This window comes from Pseudomonas syringae CC1557 (assembly GCF_000452705.1).
GTDB lineage: Bacteria > Pseudomonadota > Gammaproteobacteria > Pseudomonadales > Pseudomonadaceae > Aquipseudomonas > Aquipseudomonas syringae_F.
Genome location: NZ_CP007014.1, coordinates 5,501,742 through 5,521,430 on the forward strand (window position 1 = coordinate 5,501,742; position 19,689 = coordinate 5,521,430).

Annotated in this window: 15 protein-coding genes; 10 read left to right on the forward strand and 5 right to left on the reverse strand. The window is 59.9% G+C overall.

Annotated features, from left to right (window positions below; all coding sequences use genetic code 11):
- The first annotated feature begins 704 nt into the window (after nt 1–704).
- The 8 genes from N018_RS24245 to N018_RS24280 all read left to right on the forward strand — a co-directional run bounded on the left by N018_RS24245 (nt 705) and on the right by N018_RS24280 (nt 11,318).
- Nucleotides 705–1,529: an energy transducer TonB gene (locus N018_RS24245; RefSeq protein ID WP_080265692.1), complete on the forward strand. Its 825-nt coding sequence runs from the start codon at nt 705–707 to the stop codon at nt 1,527–1,529.
- Between the two features lie 71 nt (nt 1,530–1,600).
- A complete protein-coding gene (locus N018_RS24250) occupies nt 1,601–2,287 on the forward strand; it encodes a MotA/TolQ/ExbB proton channel family protein (protein WP_032632752.1) in 687 nt (228 codons plus the stop codon).
- A complete protein-coding gene (locus tag N018_RS24255; RefSeq protein ID WP_002555939.1) occupies nt 2,287–2,688 on the forward strand; it encodes an ExbD/TolR family protein in 402 nt (133 codons plus the stop codon). The genes N018_RS24250 and N018_RS24255 overlap by 1 nt, the downstream gene beginning before the upstream one ends.
- Before the next feature lie 204 nt (nt 2,689–2,892).
- Nucleotides 2,893–5,613, forward strand: coding sequence for a TonB-dependent receptor (locus tag N018_RS24260; RefSeq protein WP_025390948.1), 2,721 nt, complete (start codon nt 2,893–2,895; stop codon nt 5,611–5,613).
- A 145-nt stretch (nt 5,614–5,758) separates the two neighbouring features.
- Nucleotides 5,759–7,642: an extracellular solute-binding protein gene (locus N018_RS24265; protein ID WP_025390949.1), complete on the forward strand. Its 1,884-nt coding sequence runs from the start codon at nt 5,759–5,761 to the stop codon at nt 7,640–7,642.
- Nucleotide 7,643: 1 nt separating this feature from the next.
- Nucleotides 7,644–8,711, forward strand: a complete 1,068-nt coding sequence (locus N018_RS24270; RefSeq protein WP_025390950.1) for a microcin C ABC transporter permease YejB — start codon at nt 7,644–7,646, stop codon at nt 8,709–8,711.
- The gene (locus N018_RS24275) at nt 8,711–9,733 is read left to right on the forward strand and encodes an ABC transporter permease (protein ID WP_025390951.1); all 1,023 of its coding nucleotides are present in this window, start codon (nt 8,711–8,713) and stop codon (nt 9,731–9,733) included. The genes N018_RS24270 and N018_RS24275 overlap by 1 nt, the downstream gene beginning before the upstream one ends.
- A gap of 1 nt (nt 9,734) precedes the next feature.
- On the forward strand, nt 9,735–11,318 hold the full coding sequence (locus N018_RS24280) for an ABC transporter ATP-binding protein (protein ID WP_025390952.1): 1,584 nt from the start codon (nt 9,735–9,737) through the stop codon (nt 11,316–11,318).
- Between the two features lie 15 nt (nt 11,319–11,333).
- Here the strand turns inward: N018_RS24280 and N018_RS24285 are convergent, their stop codons facing one another.
- The 4 genes from N018_RS24285 to gabT form a co-directional block, all read right to left on the reverse strand.
- The gene (locus N018_RS24285; RefSeq protein WP_024645045.1) at nt 11,334–12,830 is read right to left on the reverse strand and encodes a methyl-accepting chemotaxis protein; all 1,497 of its coding nucleotides are present in this window, start codon (nt 12,828–12,830) and stop codon (nt 11,334–11,336) included.
- 316 nt (nt 12,831–13,146) lie between these two features.
- Nucleotides 13,147–13,635, reverse strand: a complete 489-nt coding sequence (locus tag N018_RS24290) for an Lrp/AsnC family transcriptional regulator (RefSeq protein WP_002555947.1) — start codon at nt 13,633–13,635, stop codon at nt 13,147–13,149.
- A gap of 47 nt (nt 13,636–13,682) precedes the next feature.
- Nucleotides 13,683–14,339, reverse strand: coding sequence for an HAD family hydrolase (locus N018_RS24295; protein WP_032632751.1), 657 nt, complete (start codon nt 14,337–14,339; stop codon nt 13,683–13,685).
- 77 nt (nt 14,340–14,416) lie between these two features.
- The gene (gene gabT, locus N018_RS24300; protein WP_025390953.1) at nt 14,417–15,721 is read right to left on the reverse strand and encodes a 4-aminobutyrate--2-oxoglutarate transaminase; all 1,305 of its coding nucleotides are present in this window, start codon (nt 15,719–15,721) and stop codon (nt 14,417–14,419) included.
- A 283-nt stretch (nt 15,722–16,004) separates the two neighbouring features.
- Between gabT and N018_RS24305 the strand changes: the two genes are divergently transcribed.
- Complete coding sequence (locus N018_RS24305; RefSeq protein WP_025390954.1) at nt 16,005–16,934, forward strand: 2-hydroxyacid dehydrogenase; 930 nt, start codon at nt 16,005–16,007, stop codon at nt 16,932–16,934.
- 66 nt (nt 16,935–17,000) lie between these two features.
- Here the strand turns inward: N018_RS24305 and gabP are convergent, their stop codons facing one another.
- Nucleotides 17,001–18,392, reverse strand: a complete 1,392-nt coding sequence (gene gabP, locus N018_RS24310) for a GABA permease (protein ID WP_024645041.1) — start codon at nt 18,390–18,392, stop codon at nt 17,001–17,003.
- A gap of 522 nt (nt 18,393–18,914) precedes the next feature.
- Here gabP and N018_RS24315 point away from each other — a divergent pair.
- On the forward strand, nt 18,915–19,688 hold the full coding sequence (locus tag N018_RS24315) for an ABC transporter ATP-binding protein (RefSeq protein ID WP_024645040.1): 774 nt from the start codon (nt 18,915–18,917) through the stop codon (nt 19,686–19,688).
- Nucleotide 19,689: the final 1 nt, after the last annotated feature.

The following is a 19,689-nucleotide window of genomic DNA, read 5'->3' on the forward strand; positions in this document are numbered from 1 at the left end:
AAAACCTTCGCGCCATTCTTTGGATGTTCTGATTGATTAATCAGGGCCCGGATACCTGCGCGCGCAAACAAGAGTTTTGCCTGAAAGCCACACCAACTAACAGGCAACGACTGCCGGACCTTTTTATCGGATTAGTTTCTCCAGACCCTCTTCCTTCGATGGTTATTTATTTCAATACCTTTATCGATCACACACGCCGGGAGTGTCTGTACTTGAGCGAATAACTTACTCATGCACCAACTTGATCATCGACATGCTTTATTGGTGCATCCAGAAAACTGACCAACAGGTCATGCTTTTCCAATTCGTCTGAATCAGCAGAGGGGATACATTCATCTGTCGATTTATTTCAAATGTCCGTCATATAAACAGCTTTTAACCAGCCGAACGCTGCAATCGATAAATAGTTACAGGAATGCGACATGTACACTGAATAAGCGCTGAGCGCTTGGGCCTTCTGGCACAGCGGTTGCAATGTATCCACTCAGGAACATGACTGTGCGTACGCGTACACGACGATAAGAAAACAAGGATCAGCAATGCGAACGCCCTAGTTAAGAACTCGTTTCCCTGTTTGAGCCTGTGTCTGCGCACAGGCTTAATGGTGTCATGCACCTGACTAACGTGCGGATATCCAACAGTCGAATATTCATAAAATATTCGAACGGACTTTTATTGCCCTTCACCTACCCGAGGGAGCGTTAATGAATGATGCGGTAATAATGAAAGCGGTTCCCTCCCCCTCGCCCGATGACACTTCGACGGCGTGGCAGGGCATTCCTTTCAGTGCCAATACGTCACGCCCGGGCGGCCTCAATAAGCCGCAAGTAATGGTGTTGATTGCTGCGTCGGTACTTATCCACGGTGTGATCTGGTGGTACATGCAAACAGCGCAGCCCGAGCTGCCGGAAGTTGCACCACAAGTTCCGGAAATGACCATTGAACTGACCAGCCCAACACCGCCTGCGCCAGAACCGCCGCCGCCCGAGCCACCACCTCCGCCACCTCCCCCGCCGCCGCCACCCGAGCCGGAACAGCCGGTCGAGGACCCGGACGCCGTGGAGCCGCCACCCAAGCCGGTGGAAAAGCCCAAGGTCGAGAAGCCCAAACCGGTCAAGAAAGTCGAGCCTGTGAAAAAGCCGACGCCGCCTGCGCCAACGCCTGTCGCCGCGCCGAGCCCGCCTGCGCCGCCAACACCTGCGCCTGCACCTCCGGCACCTGCTGCGCCACCGGCTCCGGCCAAGGAAAGCGCGGCTGTATCAGGGCTCGCCAGCCTGGGCAACCCGCCACCGGAATATCCGGGGCTGGCCCTTCGTCGCAGCTGGGAAGGCCGCGTGGTGCTGCGCATCAAGGTGCTGCCCAACGGTCGCGCAGGCGCTGTCGAGGTGACCAAATCCAGCGGCAAACCGGTACTGGACGAAGCGGCTGTGGAAGCCGTGCGCAACTGGAAGTTTATCCCGGCCAAGCGTGGCGATACGCCGATTGAAGGCTTCGCTACGCAGACCATCGACTTCAAGCTGCCGGAATGATCCGGCGCATGACAACCGACAATTCATTTAAAGCTGGTGAGGTTTAAACCATGAACGCATCGCTCTCTTCCATGATCGTCCCGGCCGTGCTCTGGGCATTGATTGTGTTTTCCATACTGAGTTGGGCACTGTTGCTGATCAAGTCGGCGCAGTACGTCCGTCAGAAGTCCCAGAACAAACAGTTCACCAAGGCGTTCTGGAGCGCGCCGGACCTGCTCACCGCTGCCGAGCACTCGGCGCAATACCCCGGCGCCCTGGCGCGTATTGCCAACAGCGGCTTTGAGGCGATGGCGGTCGATGACTCGCCGCGTACCACGCAGCAACTGGCGCACACCATCAACCGCTCGGACCGTCTGGAACGCAACCTGCGTCAGCAGATACAAAAAGAACGTCGCGCACTGGAAAGTGGCCAGGCGATTCTCGCCAGTATCGGCAGCACCGCGCCCTTCATTGGTCTGTTCGGTACGGTCTGGGGGATCATGGAAGCACTACAGAGCATCGGCGTGACCGGCTCGGCCAGCCTTGAAGCAGTCGCCGGCCCCATCGGTCACGCACTGGTCGCCACTGGCGTGGGTATCGCCGTCGCAGTGCCTGCGGTGCTGATCTACAACTTCTTTCTGCGCCGCCTCAAGCTCGCCGTGGCCGACATGGATGACTTCGCCCACGACTTCGATGCGCTCGCCCAGCGCAGCGCCTTTGCCGTCACGCGTCAGCCTATCGCCAGCAAGAACGGCCATGCCGTTCGGGAGGCCAGCTAATGTCGTTCTCCACTCAAGACAGCGATGAAGTACTCAGCGAAATGAACGTCACGCCGCTGGTCGACGTGATGCTCGTGCTGCTGGTGGTGTTCATCGTCACCACCCCGCTGATGACCAATGCCATCAAGGTCAATCTGCCCAAGACCGACGCGGTCGCGCCTGCCGAGAAGAAGAACCCGGTGGTGGTCAGCGTTGATCAGGACGGCAAGTTCTACCTCGCCAAATCGGAGATCGCCCCGGAGCTGCTGGAAAAAAGCCTGCAGGACGAAAAGGCCAAGGACCCGGAAATCCGCGTTCAGTTACAGGCCGACACGGCCGTGAACTATGGCCAGGTGGCCAAGGCCATGGCGTCCATCGAACGCTCCGGTATTACCAAGATATCTGTCATGACGGCGAAATGACTCGAATGTGATCTGAGGGCTTCGCCGCGCGAAGCCGTCTGACCCGACTCCCGTGAATGCGGTCGTCCGTGGGCTGAAAAGCCCCTGGAGGGGAGCGGCTTGCTGGAAAAAGAGAAGTGGAATACCCGCTCGGCACAACCGCGTCGGGAACAGAGGGCTCACAAGGCCATTTCAATAAATGTCTGGATCAAGTCGGAACTAACCATGCTGATGAATCTTCCCGGTTGCACCCTCAAACCACTGGCCCTTGCGGTCCGGCGTCATCCACGTGCCCTGCTCTGTGCATTGGCCATGGGCATGAGCGGTGCTCAGGCGGCAGACGCCGTCGATGCGGACACCAGCGGCTCGGCCGTGTCCTCCAGTGCAGCGGTTGTGCCTGCCACGACTCAATTGCAACGTGTCGAAGTGACCGGTTCGGCGATCCGCCGGGTCGATGCCGAAACCGCAGTGCCGATTACCATCCTGCGCGCCGATGACCTGAAGAAACAGGGCGTGACCACTACTCAGGAAATGGTCCAGCGCATCACCGGCAGCCAGTCGATCCAGAACAGTGCAGGCTCGATCGGCGCCAGCACCGGCGGCGCGTCCTTTGCCGACATGCGCGGCATTGGCGCGAACAAGACGCTGGTCCTGCTCAACGGCCGTCGTCTGGCCAATAACGCGATCTCGGGTGTGGGCACGCCCAACGGCAGCGCCATCGACCTGAACATGATTCCGTTCGCCGCCATCGACCGCGTCGAAGTGCTGCGTGACGGCGCGTCGGCGCTGTACGGCACCGACGCCATCGGCGGCGTGATCAACTTCATCACCAAGAAATCGCTGACCGACGGCACCCTGACCCTGGGTGGCGACACCCCGACCGCCAGCGGTGGCGGGGCCAGCAAGGACATGAGCGGCAGTTGGGGCTTTGGTGATCTGGAGCAGGACCGCTTCAACGTCATGGGCGTGTTCAACTACAACAAGCAGCAGAATCTGGACGCCAACGACCGTTCGTTTACGCGGGATTACCAGCCAGGACGCGGACTCAACCAGACGTCCGGCACCGCCTACCCGGCCAACTATTATCAGGGCGACAACTCGGGCAACCCGTTGGGCAGAAACTGCGGCGGAGCTAACCTGATCGCCAGCAACGGCATCTGCCGTTTCAGCACCCGCGAATACATCGACCTGATTCCGCAGACCGAGAAAACCTCGTTCTTCGGCAAGGCCACCGGCAAGCTGGCCGACGATCATAACGTCAGCCTCGAATACTTCTGGGCCCGCAACAACAACCACACCGGCATTGGTCCTGCGCCGCTCACAGGTCTGTCGCTGGACGCTTCATCGCCCTTCTATCCCGGCAACGGCATTACCCCGGCACCGACCGACTTCACCCTCGACCCGACGCAACCGGTCAGCACCGCCTGGCGCGAAACGGCAGCGGGCGCACGAGGCTCAAGTGACCAGAACACCAGCCAGCGCTTTCTGCTGAATTTCGACGGTCTGGTAGGTGGCTGGGACTACAACGTCGGCGCTTCGTACAACCAGAACAAGGTGCTGTCGTCGGTGACCAGCGGCTTTGTCAGTGACTCGGCGATGCTGAATGGCCTTGCCAATGGCGTCCTCAACCCGTTCGGCCCGCAAACGGCACAAGGGCAGGCGTTGATCGATGCCAACGAATACCACGGCCAATACTCCAGCGCTGTAGGCCGGGTGGCCGGTCTGGATGCGCGTATCAGCCGGGAAGTCGGCGACTGGTTCGGCGCGGGCCCATCCGGCCTGGCGCTTGGCGGTGAGTACCGCAAGGAGAAGATGCATCAGGACTTCGACCCCTTCGTCAACGACATCAGCAGCCTGGGTCTCGATGCCGCTGGCAGCGTATCCGGTGAGCGTAGCGTGAAGGCTGAATATGCCGAGTTGAACGTGCCGGTACTGGACAGCCTTGAGCTGACAGCCGCTGTTCGCCATGACAAATACAGCGACTTCGGCAGCACCACCAACCCGAAATATTCGTTCCGCTATCAGCCGTTCAAGCAACTGGTGGTCCGTGGTGCCTACAGCGAAGGCTTCCGTGCGCCGTCGCTGTATGAACTGTATGCACCTCGCAGCCTGAGCTACACCCAGGGCTATTACAACGACCCGGTACTGTGTGCGGGTGGCACCGTGCAACCTGGCGGCAACGCCGGTCGCGATTGCGCGCAACAGTTCCTCAACAACAGCGGTGGCAACACTGAGCTGGCTCCGGAAAAAGCCCGCAACGTGACCCTTGGCTTTGTCTACCAGCCAGTCAGCAACCTGTCGATGGGGCTGGATTTCTGGTGGATTCACATCTCCAACCAGATTCAGTCGTTCCCCGAGTCGACGGTGTTCGATGACCCGAACACCTACGCCGACCGTTACGTTCGCGCCGCCGATGGCTCGATTGCCAACATCGTGACCGGCAATGCCAACCTGGGCATCGTCAAGACCAGCGGTGTCGATGTATCCCTCGACTATCGCTTTCCGAACACGCCATACGGCCAGTTCGGTCTGGGCATGACCGGCACTTACGTCAACCGTTATGACTTCCAGAACATCATCGACGGCCCGTACACCGACAAAGTGGGCGACTTCCAGGGCGACGGCGTGATCTCGCGCTGGAAACACGTGCTGACCGGCACCTGGTCGTTGGGCGATACCCGCGCATCCCTCAGCAACCGCTTCACCAGCGGCTACAACGACTATGACCGCACCACCAACGCCCGCGTCGCGTCGTATACGCTGTGGGACATGTCGGTCGGCCACACCTTCGACAAGGTGCTGGATGTCGATGCCGGTGTGCGCAACCTGTTTGATCGCAACCCGCCATTCACCAACCAGGCCTACAACTTCCAGTCCGGCTATGACCCTCGTTACGCCGACCCACTGGGCCGCACCCTGTTCGCACGCGCGACTTACCACTTCTGAGTGTGACGACGCGGCCCACACCACGCTCCGTGGGCCACGTCAGATTGCGAGCTCGCCCCCTCCGGCCCTGGTTTCATCCACCTTCCCCGGCCGGGGGCTTTTTCGCGACTCATCGTCATTCAGTGCGTACGAGGAAAGCCCCACCATGTTGCGTCATACCCGTTTTCTGCCACGCCTGATTCTGGGTGTTGCGCTGTGCAGTTGCTGGCAGGCCGCGCAGGCCGCGCCGACTTACGCCTTGACTGTCTATGGCGAGGCACCGAAATACCCGGCTGGCTTTCAGCACTTCAACTACGTCAACCCGAACGCCCCAAAAGGTGGCTCGCTGACGCGCTCGGCGGAAGAAATAGGCCAGTTCAACTACCTCAACCCTTACGTCGATCAGGGTATCAATGTGCGGGAGGTCGATAGCTGGGTGTACTCACCCTTGGCCTATCGCTCACTGGATGAGCCGTACACCGTTTATGGATTGATCGCGGAAAAAATGGAGGTGGACCCGGACGGTCTGTGGGTTCGTTTTTTCCTCAACCCCAAAGCGCGTTTCGAGGACGGCAAACCCGTCACTGCAGAAGACGTGCGCTACACCTTCGAGCTGATGACCACCAAGGCCAGCTTCAGCTATCGCCCCATGTTCGCCGACGTCAAAGCGGTGACCATAGAGGCGCCGCTACAGATTCGCTTCGACTTCAAGAACAACCTAAACCGCATGCTGGCGCTGGATATCGCCAGCCTGCACATCCTGCCGGAACACTGGTGGAAGACTCGCGACTTCGCCAACGGCGGCGGTTTCGAGCCGCCGCTGGGCAACGGGCCGTACCGGGTCGCCAAGGTCGACGCAGGGCGCAGCGTAACCTTCGAACGAATCAAGGACTGGTGGGGCAAGGACCTGCCAGTCAGCCGCGGCCTGTACAACTTCGACACCCTGGCCGTGAACTACTACGGCGACACGGAAATTGCCCGCCAGTTGCTCCAGGCCGGGACGTTTGATTACAACCGCGAGTATTCCTCTTCCGGCTTCGTGGTCGGTTACAGCGGCCCGGCGATTGACGATGGGCGTCTGCAAAAACGCATCACCGCCCAGCAACGTCCGGTGCCGGCGCAGGGCTTTGTGTTCAATCTGGACAAGCCGGTTTTCAAGGATCGGCGTGTTCGTGAAGCGCTGTCGCTGCTGTGGGATTTCGATTGGATTAATCGACGGGTCATGCGCAATTTCTACGTGCGCCAACAGAGTTACTTCCCGAAAAGCGACATGGCCGCCACCGAACTGCCTACGCCAGCCGAGCTGAAAATTCTTGAGCCATTGCGCGGTCAGGTGCCGGACGAGGTGTTCACGAAGGTCTATCAGCCGCCCAGGACCGACGGCAGCGGTTACATCCGCGACAAACAATTACAGGCCCTCAAACTGCTGGCCGAAGCCGGCTGGCACCCGAAAGACAACAAGCTGGTCAATGCTGCTGGCGAGCCGATGGTGTTCAGTTTTCTCGATGGCCAAGGCGGTTTCGAACGTCTGATTCTGCCCTTCAAACGCACCCTGGCGCAGATCGGCATCACCCTGGATTTCCTGCGTATCGATTCGGCGCAGTACATCAACCGGCTCAACGCCCGCGACTACGACATGATCGTGGTCAACCTGCCAAAGAACGGCAATCCCATCATTTCTCCCGGCCGTGAACTGTACAACCTGTTCGGCTCGCAGAGCGCCACCGAAGTCGGCAGCTCAAACGCGATGGTGCTGCGCAACCCGGCGGTTGACACGCTGATCGACGGGCTGGTGAGCGCCAACACCCGCAACGACATGGTGGTCTATGCCAAGGCGCTGGATCGGGTCCTGCAATGGGGCTACTACATGATTCCCAACTACTACTCCAAAGGCATACCGCTGGTGTTCGCCAACCGCTTCGGCATGCCTGACGTCGCGCCTATCTACGACGTAGGAATGGAAAGCTGGTGGCAGATAAGCCCGACGCCGCTGACCAACGCGCAGGCCGCTGCGCTCACCGGCAAGACCACCGCTGCGAAGGAGCATTGAGATGCTGGCTTACGTGATTCGACGCCTGCTGCTGATCATCCCCACGCTGCTGGCGATTCTGATTGTGAACTTCCTGATCGTGCAGGCCGCGCCCGGTGGCCCGGTCGAACAGGCCATCGCCCGCATTCAGGGTTTCAGCCCCAACGGGGTCGGTGGCGGCGGTGGTGAAGTGGCCGCGACCGGCACCGCCAGCCGCAGCACACGCGGGCTGGACCCGGCGCTGATCGAGCAGATCAAGGAGCATTACGGTTTCGACAAACCGATGCACGAACGGCTCTGGCTGATGCTCAAGAACTACGCGCAACTGGACTTCGGCACCAGCTTCTTTCGTGGCGCGCCGGTCACCGAACTGATTGCGCAGAAGCTGCCGGTGTCGCTGTCACTCGGGCTCTGGGCGACCTTGATCACTTACCTGATCTCCATCCCGCTGGGCATTCGCAAGGCAGTGCGGCATGGCAGCGCGTTCGATGTGTGGAGCAGCACGCTGGTGATCATCGGCTATGCCACGCCCGCGTTCCTGTTCGCCATTCTGCTGATCGTGGTCTTCGCCGGGGGCAGCTACCTGAGCTGGTTTCCGGCGCAGGGTTTGTTCTCGGAAAACTTCGACAGCCTGAGCACCTGGGGCAAAGTGAAAGACTACCTGTGGCACCTGGTGCTGCCGGTCAGTTCGCTGGTGATCGGCGGGTTCGCCACGCTGACCATCCTCACCAAGAACAGCTTCCTCAACGAGATCAGCCGCCAGTACGTAGTCACGGCGCGGGCCAAGGGCCTGACCGAGCATCGCGTGCTGTACGGCCATGTGTTTCGCAACGCGATGTTGCTGGTGATCGCCGGTATTCCGCAGGCGCTGATCGAGGTGTTCTTCGCCGGCTCGCTGCTGATCGAAACCATCTTCGGCCTCGATGGCTTGGGACGCATGAGTTATGAAGCGGCCGTCTCGCGTGACTACCCCATCGTGTTCGGCACGCTGTTCCTGTTCACGCTGTTCGGCCTGCTGATCAAACTCATCGGTGACCTGTGCTACACGCTGGTCGACCCGCGCATCGATTTTTCCGCGAGGAGCGCCTGATGTTCGAGTTTTCTCCCCAGACCCAGCGCCGCTTCGATCTATTCAAGGCCAACCGGCGTGGATGGTGGTCGTTGTGGATCTTCGTTGGCTTGCTGCTGGTGTGCCTGTGTGGCGAGTTGATCGCCAACGACAAACCGTTGCTGATCAGCTACGACGGCCAGATGTATTACCCGGTGTTGCACACCTACATGGAAACCGACTTCGGCGGCGAACTGCCCTTCGAACCGGACTATTCCAGCGACTACGTGCGCAAGCTGATCGCCGCGAAGAACGGCTGGATGCTGTTCGCGCCCATCCCGTTCAGCTACGACACCATCAACTATGATCTGGACGCGCCGTCACCCAGCCCGCCTGACGCGATCAACTGGCTGGGCACCGACGAACAGGCTCGCGATGTACTCGCACGGGTGCTGTTCGGGGCGCGGATTTCGATCCTGTTCGCGTTGCTGCTGACAGTGATCAGTACCGTGATCGGCGTCTGCGCCGGAGCGGTTCAGGGTTACTACGGCGGCATGACCGACCTGATCGGCCAGCGCATTCAGGAAATCTGGTCGGGTTTGCCGGTGCTGTACCTGCTGATCATTCTGTCCGGTTTTGTATCGCCGAATTTCTGGTGGCTGCTGGGGATCATGGCGCTGTTTTCCTGGCTGTCACTGGTGGACGTGGTGCGTGCCGAGTTCCTGCGCGGACGCAATCTGGAGTACGTCAAAGCCGCTCGCGCGCTGGGCCTGACCGATGCTGCGTTGATGTGGCGACACATCCTGCCCAACGCAATGACCAGCACCCTGACCTACCTGCCGTTCATCATCACCGGCGCCATCGCCACGCTCACCGCGCTGGATTTTCTCGGTTTCGGCATGCCGGCGGGCAGCGCTTCGCTGGGTGAACTGATCGGCGAAGCCAAGCGCAATCTGCAAGCGCCCTGGCTGGGCCTGACCGCGTTCGTGGTGCTGGCCCTGATCCTTTCGCTACTGGTGTTCATCGGCGAAGCCTGCCGCGACGCGTTTGATCCTAGGAGCTGACATGCAAGACAATCTGATTGAAATTCGCGACCTGCGGGTCGCCTTCAACGGCAACGAAGTGGTGCATGGCGTCAGCCTCGATATCCGCCGTGGCGAATGCCTGGCGCTGGTGGGCGAATCCGGCTCGGGAAAATCGGTGACCGCGCATTCGATCCTGCGTTTGCTGCCCACGAAAAACGTCAGCACTCAGGGTTCGATTCGTTACGACGGGCTGGATCTGGTGAAGGCCAGCGACAAACAGCTGCGCAGCCTGCGCGGCAACCGGGTGGCGATGATTTTTCAGGAACCCATGAGTTCGTTGAACCCGCTGCACACCGTTGAAAAACAGATTGGCGAAATCCTTGTCACCCACAAGGGCCTGAAGGGCAAGGCTGCACGGAGCAGAACGCTGGAGCTGCTGGAGCTGGTCGGCATCCGCGATCCTTTGTCCCGTCTTAAAGCGTACCCGCATCAACTTTCGGGCGGGCAGCGCCAGCGCATCATGATTGCCATGGCACTGGCCAATGAGCCCGACCTGCTGATCGCCGACGAGCCGACCACGGCGCTGGATGTGACCGTGCAGGTAAAGATTCTGGAGTTGCTCAAGTCCCTGCAACAGCGGCTGAACATGTCGCTGTTGCTGATCAGCCACGACCTCAATCTGGTGCGCCGTATTGCGCAGCGGGTGTGCGTGATGCGCGAAGGCGAAATCGTCGAGCAGGCCGATTGCCAGACGCTGTTCGACAGCCCGCAGCATCCTTACAGCCGCTTGCTGATCAACGCCGAACCGGACGGCGAGCCGGTGCCGTCCACGCACAGCAACACGCTGCTGTCGGTGCAGGACCTGAAGGTCTGGTTCCCGCTGGGCAAGGCCTGGTTCAAGCGCGAGCAGCAGTATGTGAAAGCCGTGGACGGGGTCAGTTTCGAGTTGCTCAAGGGCAAGACGCTGGGGATTGTCGGCGAGTCGGGTTCGGGCAAGTCGACGCTGGGTCAGGCGATTTTGCGGCTCATCGATTCAGAGGGCAGCATTCGTTTCGGCACCAAGGAACTGAGCCTGCACAGCCAGCACCTGATGCGCCCGTTGCGCCGCCAGTTGCAGGTGGTGTTCCAGGACCCGTTCGGCAGCCTCAGCCCGCGCATGACCGTGGAGCAGATCATCGCCGAAGGGCTGGTGACGCATCACATCGGCACGCCCAAAGAGCGTGAGCAGACGGTGATTCGGGCCCTGCAGGAAGTAGGGCTCGACCCCTCGACCCGGCATCGTTACCCGCATGAGTTTTCCGGCGGCCAACGCCAGCGTATTTCCATCGCTCGCGCCTTGGTGCTTGAACCGGATCTGATCCTGCTGGACGAGCCAACCTCCGCCCTCGACCGCACGGTGCAAAAGCAGATCGTGGCGTTACTGCGCGACCTGCAAATACGCCATGGCCTGACCTATCTGTTTATCAGCCACGACCTGGCGGTGGTCCATGCGCTGGCCCATGACCTGATCGTGATCAAGGATGGCAAAGTGGTCGAACAAGGTCCGTCCCGCGAAATCTTCGCCGCGCCGCAGCAGGCCTACACTCAGGAACTGCTGCGCTCGTCAGGGCTGGTGTTTGCCTGAGCCCGGGTTCGAAAGCTACGAGTGAAAGCTCTGGCCCAACGCTTCCAGACGTATGGCCAGCGGCGACAGGCTCTGGCTGCTGGTCGCCAGCACACCGATATTGGCAGCGGTGTGCTCGGCGATGGTCTGCACCGAGCGCAACTGATCGGCGATTTCGCGGCTGGCGGTGGCCTGTTGTTCGGTGGTCGTGGCGATCAGGCCGTTGAGCTGGGTGATATGACCAATGCCTTCACCCACCGAGCGCAGGGATTCCGACGCACGCTGGCTATTTTCCACACACCGGCCGACACCTTGCAGGCTGTCGCTCATGGCCGTGGCGGCCTGGCGACTGCCGCTTTGCAGGTCTTCGATAATGGTCTTGATTTCCTTGGTGGACGCCGCCGTGCGCTGCGCCAGACTGCGCACCTCGTCCGCCACCACCGCAAAGCCCCGGCCCTGCTCACCCGCCCGCGCAGCTTCGATTGCCGCGTTGAGTGCCAGCAGGTTGGTCTGCTCGGCAATACTGCCGATCACGTCCAGCACCTTGCCGATCTGTTCTGACTGATTGGCAAGCGCCTGCACCGTGACATCGGTGGTGTTGATACGCGCGGCAAGCTGGGTGATTTCGCTCTGCGCACGGTCGACGCTGTCCCGCCCGTGGGCGACCTGCTCGCTGGCATCACCGGCACGCTGCACCGCTTGCGCAACGTGGCTGGAGATGTCGTTCATGGCATCTCCCATGCGCTGCATGGCGTCGGTCATGCGAGCGATCTCGCTCAACTGATGCTGCGCACCGGTTTCCAGCGTGCCGCTGGCCTTGGCGAGGTCATGACCCAGTTCGCCAAGCCCGCGTGTGTCGCGCACCACACTGTCGACAAGGCCGGTAATCTGCGCCAGAAACTGCTCGAACCGCTGCGCCAGCGGCACGCGCTTGGCCGAACGCTCGCTGGTCTGGCTGTCCGGGGAGAACTTGTTGGTGGTGGCCAGCATACGGTCGAGCATGTCCTGATTCTCGACCGCCTCGGCCTGATTCTGCACGGCCAGGTAAACCAGAATCGCGCTTTCAACAACCACATACACCGCATGCACAAGCACCATGCTCCAGCCGAAACCGTGGTGCATGACGTAAACCGGGAAACCGGAATGCTGCAGGGCATGAAAACCGATGTGGTGAATGGCGATGGTGACGGCAGCGACCAGAACCGGCAGCCAGTCGCGGTAGAAGGTCAGCACCGCCAGCAAGACGAAGATGCCGAAGTGTATCTCGACCTGCCCGTGTGTCTGATTGATATGCAACGCGGCCATGACCATCAGCCCGACGCCAACGCAGCAGCGCATCATCCGGGTGCCACCAATGGCGCGATACAGCGCGCTCAGCACCACAGCGGTGCCGCCACCGACCACGACAGCCTGGGTGAACGTATCAAACCAGAACGCCAGCCCCAGCGCGTACACAAACAATAACCAGATCAGACCCAGCATGATCCGGTCAGCCTTGCGGTAATGTTCCAGAAACCGAGGGGCTACGCGCATCTAACACATCCTTTTGAAGTGCATTACGACAGGGAAGCCTTGTCGGTGTCCGGTATTCACGAGCAAAAGCCCGGCCAAAGCGCAGCCCAGATGGTAGCCCTCCGCCATGAATTCAGAAACAGATTATTTGCGCAGCGTTGAGGCGCGATGGCCACTCTGAATTGGACAAGCGGCGTGGCGCAGATATGTGACGCGCAGCGTTACCCAAGGCATTCCGACGCTGGAGCGTGAGGAACGATGTGCTCTCTGACGATCGATCCCACGCCAGAGTGGTAACGCAGTTATGGAAGCTCTGCGTCCGATCTTGATCAGCGTTTCAATGCCGCAGCAGTTTGCGCAGCGGCACGCCGTCTTTCATGACCGGGGATTTGATAACGATATAGCTGAAGTACTTGGAGATGCCGATGTTCTTGTCCAGCAACTCTTCGATCACTTCCTGGTAATGCTGAATGCTGCGGGTCATGAAGCGCACCAGGTAGTCGTAGCCGCCGCTGATCAGATGGCACTCCAGCACTTCGTCCACATGGCGAATATTCGCTTCGAATTTGGCGAAGTCTTCACGCTTGTGGTCGCTCAGGGAGATTTCCGTGAACACAGTGACCGATTCGGTAATTTTTGCGAGATTGAGGTGCGCCTTGTAGCTGGAAATGTAGCCTGCGGATTCCAGGCGTTTGACGCGTTGCAGGCAAGGGCTCGCGGAAAGTCCGACGGCATCGGCCAGGCTGACGTTGGTCATGCGTCCGTCTTTCTGGAGTTCTACCAGGATATTGATATCAATCCGATCCAGTTTGACCAAGCCTTCCATTACCTACCTCATGTATTGCCATTCACGGTGCCTACCTTCTAGCAAAATCAGCGCCGTAAAGACAGCTGATGCTGAGCAACCAGATCCGCCATGCTGCTGATGCAGATGTCTGCCGTGCAGGGCTGACGGTGCTGTTCACGGCCGCGACGGATCAGGCACAGCCCACCATTCGCCAGCGCCGAGGCCGGAGGACGGGAGACCCGCAGGGTTTCGCGCGGGTCCACGTCCATCCCGGCAAGCCAGCGTGGATCGTCCAGCGGGTGCGTGGTCAACGACAGCAGGCTGTCGGGCTCAAGGCCAAGGCGCTCGCACAGCAGACCGCGATCCTGCAGGTCACGGTCTGCATACACCAGCAACCGATAGAACTTGCGCAGGTAAAGCATCGCGCCGGGGGCATCCTCGAACAGCGTCCAGTTCGGCACTGAACGAGCAAAGGTCATGCCCTCCTCCCAACTGGCCTTGATGCCCAGGCGTTCTGCCAACTGCCGGTGTGCAAAGCACAGCAGACCGCTGAACCCCAGCTCGTCGAAGCGCGGATACAGCGTGCGGATGACGTCATTGAATTCGGTCAGTATCTGGTCTTTGTCAGGCGTGTTCAGGCCGTTATCCAGCAACGGCTGCAAGGCCGACCAGATGCCCGAGTCACGATCCACCAGAACTTCATCACAATCGATCAGCAGTGCGCGGTAATCAATAAGCCCCATGGCAGGCAACGTCTCCATTCCGTGATCCCAGCACCCGTGATCGCGGCGTCTGGCGACAACCGCGACCCCGTCTGGGCTTAGCTGGATTTCAATACTCGTGCCAAAGCAGCATCGAGAATGGTCAGCGCTTCGTCGATCTGCTGTTCGGTGGTCACCAGCGGTGCCAGGAAGCGCAGCACGTTGCGGTACACGCCGCACTTGATGACCAGCAGGCCGCCGATACGCGCCTGATCGATGACCTTCTGATTGAGGTCGGCGTCCGGGCTGCGGGCTGCATCATCCTTGACCATTTCCATGGCCAGCATGAAGCCGGTGCCACGTACGTCGCCGATGCAGCTGTAACGCTCTTTGAGCTTGAGCAGACCGGCCCGCAGGTGTTCACCCAGCTGTTCGCCACGCGCCAGCAGATTGTCCTGCTCGTAAGTGTCGATCACCGCCAGCGCAGCGGCGCAAGACAGCGCATTGCCGCCGTAGGTGCCACCCAGGCCGCCCGGAAGCGGTGCATCCATGATCTCGGCACGCCCGACCACACCCGACAGCGGCATGCCGCCCGCGAGGCTCTTGGCCACGGTCACCAAATCAGGCTGGATGCCCGAGTGCTCGAAGCCGAACCATTTGCCAGTACGCCCGAAACCGGACTGGATTTCATCGGCAATCAGCACGATGCCGTGTTGTTCGGTCAGGGCACGCAGGGCCTTCATGAACTCGACCGGCGCGGTCAGGAAGCCGCCATCACCCTGAACAGGCTCGATGAGGATTGCCGCCACGCGATCCGGCGCGACCTGGGTAGCCAGCAATTCATGCAGCGCCGCGAGAGCGACTTCGGTGGTCACACCGCGGTATTCGTTGGGGTACGGGGTGTGGAACACTTCCGGCGCCATCGGGCCGAAATTCTGTTTGTACGGCTGGCTCATGCCGGTCAGCGTGGTGCCCAGCAGCGTGCGGCCGTGGAAGCCACCGCGAAACGAGATGATCGCCGGGCGATTGGTATGAGCGCGGGCAATTTTTACCGCATTCTCCACGGCTTCAGCACCCGAGGTGAACAGCACCGCCTTGTGATCGATGCCGCTCTGACCGGCGATCATCTGGCTCAGGCGCTTGGCCAGATCGACATAGGGCTGATAGGAGACCACCTGAAAGCAGGCATGGGTGACTTTGGTCAGTTGCGCCTGGATGGCCGCGACCACGTTCGGGTGGTTGTGGCCGATGTTCAGCACGCCGATACCGCCGACGAAATCCAGATAGCGCTTGCCATCGACATCCCACATTTCAGAACCCTGCGCACGGTCGATGACCAGAGGATGGGCCGTGACGATGCCACGCGGCACGAACTGTTCACGCTGACGGAGCAGATGAGGGGTTTCGTCGACTTTGCTGTTCATGGCTATACCTATCATGGGCCGAGCAGCCGGCGGGTGGCTGCGATGCTGTTCAGGTTAAGCGTTCAGCGAAATGATCTACGCCGAACTTGCCCCTCCAGATATCCAGATCGACTGTTTTTTGCCCACCAAACGGCAGATTCCGTCAGGCCTGCGAAGCACCACGCAATCTGCCGGACAACGCTGCTTTTCAGGCGTTTCACCGCCCTGTAAACACTTGTTTCGACAGATCATGCTTTCGACTTGCGGCATGATGGGGGCCCTCTTTCACGCTCAGGAAATGCCCATGCCCGCCCTGCTCTACAAAGCCGACCCCGCACGCGCCGAACGCTGGCGCGTCCTGTTTGCCGAGCACGCGCCGGACATCGAATGGCGGGTGTGGCCGGACATCGGTGATCCGGCAGACATCCATTATCTGGGCGCCTGGCTGGCCCCGGATGATCTGCAAGAACTGTTGCCCAATCTGAAAGTGCTGTTTGCCCTGTCCGCAGGTGTCGATCAACTGGACTTGAGCCGTATTCCGCAATCCCTGCCTGTGGTTCGCCTGCTGGACCCCGGCATCAGTCACGGGATGTGCGAGTACGCGTCATTCGCCGTGCTGAGCCTGCACCGGGAAATGCTGCGTTATCGTCAGCAGCAGATAGAGAGCGTCTGGAAGGCACATCCGTTGATACCGGCGAATAAGCGTCGAGTGGGCGTGATGGGGCTGGGGTTGCAGGCGCAGCATATTCTGTCGAGTCTCAAGCCCTTTGGCTTCGAGCTATCAGGCTGGGCACGCAGCGCGCATCGAATCGACGCTGTCGAGTGCTACTCGGGAGAGGAACAACTGGATGCGTTTCTGGGGCAGTGCGAAATTCTGCTGTGCGTGCTGCCATTGACAGGGCAGACCGAAGGCATCCTCAATCGCTCGCTGTTCGAACGCTTGCCCAAAGGTGCGGCACTCATCAACATGGGGCGTGGCGGGCATCTGATAGAAGAAGACCTGATCGAGGCACTGGACAGCGGCCAGTTGAGCGCCGCAGTGCTGGATGTCTTGCAGCAGGAGCCAGCACCTGCTGATCATCCGTTCTGGAAGCACCCGAAGATCCTGCTGACCCCACATGTCGCGGCCATGACTCAGCCGGAAAGCGCTTTCCCAGGCCTGCTCGACAACATCCGTCGCTTTGAGCGCGGCGAAGCCATGCAGGGCCAGGTGGATCGCGGCCAGGGTTATTGAGGGTTGTGAATCGGCACTGCCGGATCGTTCCCCATTGCAGGGAACGATCCTCGATTGATCAGCCGATCAACTCAGCGCAGCAGCACCTACACGCTCGCCCTTGCGGCGGCGCGAGACAATCAGACCGGCACCGATCACCAGCAAGCTGAGCACGCCGGTGGCGATGATTTCGATACGGTGCTCTTCCTGGATCAGCATGATCGTCAGCACTGCCACGATGAACGCGATGACTGCCCAGGTCAGCCATGGGAACAGCCACATCTTGAAGTCGATGGCCTCACGCGCCGCAATACGCTTCTGGCGCATACGCAGCTGCGAAACGGCAATCACCAGATACACCAACAGCGCGATGGCGCCCGAGCTGGCGAGCAGGAAGTCGAACACTGCCGCCGGTGCGATGTAGTTGGCGAATACGGTCAGGAACGCCGCTGCAGTCGACATGATCACCGCCCAGTAAGGCGTGCCGCCCTTGCTGGTGCGCTTGGACAATGCGGGTGCATCACCGCGCTTGCCCAGCGAAAACAGCATGCGCGACGCGGTGTACAGCGCCGAGTTCAGGCAACTGGTCACTGCCACCAACACCACCAGATCTACAATCAGCTTGGCATTAGGAATACCCATCGCGTCGAGAACAGTCTGATACGAACCCACTTCGGCCAGGCGCGGATCGTTCCAAGGTACGAGCGACACCACGATGAAGATCGAAACCAGATAGAACAGGAAGATCCGCCAGATCACCGAGTTGGTGGCCTTGGTAATCTGCTGGCCGGGGTTCTTGGATTCAGCTGCTGCAATGGTCACGATTTCCGTGCCCATGAACGAAAACATGGTGGTCAGCATCGCCGCCAGCACCGCGCCCATGCCGTTGGGCAGGAAGCCACCGGTGTCGAACAGATGGCTGACGCCGCTGACGTTACTGGTTGGCAGCAGGCCAAAGATCGCCGCGATACCCAGCACCACAAAGGCAATAATCGCCACCACCTTGATCAGCGCGAACCAGAACTCGAATTCACCGTAGTTTTTCACGCTGAACAAGTTGGTCGCCGTCAGCAGCAAGGTGATGACCAGCGTGAACATCCAGATCGCGATGTCAGGGAACCAGGCGTGGAGGATGGTTGCAGCGGCGTTGGCTTCCAGCGGAATCACCAATACCCAGAACCACCAGTACAACCAACCGATGGTGAAGCCGGCCCAGTGACCGATAGCGCGGTCGGCATAGGTCGAAAACGAACCGGTGTCCGGCGAGGCCACGGCCATTTCGGCCAACATGCGCATCACCAGCACCACCAGCGTACCGGCAGCGGCGTAAGCCAGCAGCACGGCAGGCCCGGCTTCGGCAATCGCGTGGCCGGAGCCGACAAACAAACCGGCGCCAATCACGCCAGCAATCGACAGCATCGTAATGTGTCGAGGTTTCAGCCCTTGTTCGAGCTCGGAAGAGTTAGCGGTACTGCTCATAAAACCACCTGTGCAAGACGAGCGAGGCACACCGGAGCGTTACGTAAAAAGAAACCTACGGTGCCGTTCTTTATATTTGACGCAAGAATTGCGCCAAAATATTTCGAAAACGACGTCGCTTAGAGAATATGAGGCCTGTGGCTGGACCCGTGATGCGTGCAAGACGATGGCTTTTATACGCAGTCTGTAGGATTTGTTACCAAACGCCTCAGATTCGTCTATACGCACGCACCAAAAACGCCCCAAACCTTCCGCCAAGCGCAAACATGGTGCAGAAATCAGACCGCCGCTCAGCAAATGCTACTTCCAACATCAAACCAAAGCTGGCAGAATCGCGCCTTTTTCGCGCACGTCCCTGTTTTACAGGGCACCGTGCTTACCTTCTTGCGACGGTCCGTTGCCAAGATGAGACACCCCATCGAGCGCCTCCACGCTGGACGCGAGACATCGATGGTTGTCCTTTAGCTGTGCTAGCTTGGCGTTCGCTGGCAGCCAGCGCGCACACTTCACTGAGGACCTCACATGGCCGAGGCCACGCCCGCCCTGGAAATCCGCAACCTGCACAAGCGCTACGATCAGCTTGAGGTGCTCAAAGGCATCTCGCTGACGGCTCGTGAAGGCGACGTCATATCGATTCTCGGCTCATCAGGTTCCGGCAAGTCCACGCTGCTGCGCTGCATCAACCTGCTGGAAAACCCGCATCAGGGTCAGATTCTGCTGGCCGGTGAAGAACTGAAACTCAAGGCGGCGCGCAACGGCGAACTGATTGCTGCCGATAACCGGCAGATCAATCGCCTGCGCAGCGAAATCGGCTTTGTGTTTCAGAACTTCAACCTGTGGCCGCACATGAGCGTGCTCGATAACATCATCGAAGCCCCGCGTCGCGTTCTCGGCCAGAGCAAGGCCGAAGCCATTGAAGTCGCCGAAGCACTGCTGGCCAAGGTCGGTATCGCGGACAAACGTCATGCCTACCCGGCGCAACTGTCTGGCGGTCAGCAACAACGTGCCGCCATTGCGCGCACGCTGGCCATGCAGCCCAAGGTTATCCTGTTCGACGAGCCGACCTCGGCACTCGACCCGGAGATGGTCCAGGAAGTGCTTGGTGTCATTCGGGCGCTGGCCGAAGAAGGCCGGACCATGCTACTGGTGACCCACGAAATGAATTTTGCACGTCAGGTATCAAGTGAAGTGGTGTTTTTGCATCAGGGAATGGTCGAAGAACAGGGCACACCGCAGCAAGTATTTGATAACCCGCTGTCGGCACGCTGCAAACAATTCATGTCGAGTCACTGCTAAC